The organism is Pararhizobium sp. P1_E7 (genome assembly GCF_056405855.1).
Window position 1 is genome coordinate 1 of record NZ_JBFUBH010000192.1, and the last position, 1,894, is coordinate 1,894.

The 1,894-nt window shown below is 58.5% G+C and carries 1 protein-coding gene and 1 pseudogene; one reads left to right on the plus strand and one right to left on the minus strand.

Annotation, left to right across the window (positions count from 1 at the left end; translation table 11 throughout):
* Positions 1–150: pseudogene (locus tag AC1D17_RS28790) on the minus strand (IS3 family transposase); the annotation flags it as partial.
* Between the two features lie 563 nt (positions 151–713).
* Between AC1D17_RS28790 and blh the strand changes: the two are divergent.
* Positions 714–1,894, plus strand: a 1,181-nt coding sequence (blh, locus tag AC1D17_RS28795) for a bifunctional sulfur transferase/dioxygenase Blh (RefSeq protein ID WP_477568611.1), incomplete at its 3' end; no start/stop codon positions are given.

Consider the following 1,894-nt stretch of genomic DNA (forward strand, 5'->3'; position numbering starts at 1 on the left):
ACCGTATTCTGCGCGCCAGCGGTAATATGTAACTTCCGTTACGCCTATCGACCGGATCGCCTCCGCCATCGATTTGCCCTGCGCATTCAGCACGTCAACCTGACGAAGCTTCGTGACGATCTCTTCTGCCTTGTGTCTTTTCGCTGCCATTTCAATGTCCTTCTTTGGCTCATAAGCCATACTTCAAAAAGGATCACTTTTCAGGGGGCAGGCCAGGCGCGTGCGTTCGGCCGAAGGCGACCGAACGTCCACTTCGCGTCAGATCACGCGCCCGCCAGGCTCAAGGTCTGTTTTCGAAAATCGGGGCCCGGAAGCCGACCGACGGCTTTCGGCCCAAATCCCATACATGGTTCTACCTAGCGGTGTGTCCCGCCTGCGGACATCGCGGTGGTTAGTGAGGTGGTCCGTTTTGCGGTATACGACTTACCGTGAACCATCAATCCTCGGGACCAACTGCTCCCTATAGAGATCCACGCCACCTCTCAGCGAACGATTCCATTTGAAAGCCATCATCATCGGTAGGTCAGCTCCTGTTATACCTGACAACGCTTGCGTCGATTGATCTCCTGCGTGCCGATCCGATTAGCTATCGTAGCCTTGATTGTTCTTCTGTGCGGCGAACACGCCAATCTAAAGTTTCGGGCCTGAGGTTGAATTCATTTTCATTATATAATATATTATTATATATAATGATATATGACACGGAGCCAGTCATGCCCATCACTGCAATATCCGAGAAACTGTCGGTCTCGCCGCAGCCTAGTGTCGAGGACATCCAGTCGTTGCGCGACAGGGGATTCAAGACACTCATCAATAACCGACCGGACAAGGAAGATACCTTCCAGCCGGGAACGCAAGCCGAACGTCAGGAAGCGAAGCACCGCGACCTGTCCTATGCCTTCATCCCGGTCGCAGCCAGCACAATCACCGAGGCGGACGTACGTGCGTTCCAGCGCGCAGTCAACGAATCGGAAGGTCCCGTGTTCGCGCACTGCAAGACGGGAACACGCTCGCTGAACCTCTACTTGATCGGGGAGGTCCTCGATGGTCGCATGTCTGCCGACCAGGTCATCGAATTCGGACGCAGCCGCGGCCTCGACGCCAGCGCGACCGCAAGCTGGCTCAAGCAGCATGCCGCGCGCCGGCCGCAGGTAAAGGGCTTTTTCGACAAGCACACCTGGAGCGTCCAGTACGTGGTGTCTGATCCCGCGACCGGCAAGTGCGCCATCATCGACCCCGTGCTCGACTTCGACGAGAAGGCAGGGGCGACGGCGACCATCAATGCCGATGCGATCCTCGACTACGTCCGCGACAACGGGTTGACCGTCGAGTGGATCCTCGACACCCATCCTCATGCCGATCACTTTTCGGCGGCACAGTATCTGAAGGAAAAGACGGGCGCGCAGACTGCGATCGGCGAGCGCGTCGTGGACGTACAGAAGCTGTGGAAGGGTATCTACAACTGGCCCGAGCTTGCCGCCGACGGCTCCCAATGGGACCGGCTGTTCGCCCATGGGGAGACGTTCAAGGTCGGCTCGATCGATGCGAAGGTACTGTTCTCACCTGGACACACGCTCGCCTCCATCACCTACGTGATCGGCGACGCTGCCTTCGTGCACGATACGCTCTTCATGCCCGACAGCGGCACGGCGCGCGCCGACTTCCCCGGCGGCGATCCACGGGTTTTGTGGAGGTCGATTCAGGAGATCCTCGCGCTCCCGGACGAGACGCGGATCTTCACGGGCCACGACTACCAGCCTGACGGTCGGGCACCTCGCTGGGAAAGCACGGTGGCTGATCAGAAGAAGTCCAACCCGCATCTTGCCGACCTGAGCGAGGAGGAGTTCGTTGCGCTGCGAACGAAGCGTGACGAGACGCTGCCGATGCCGAAGCT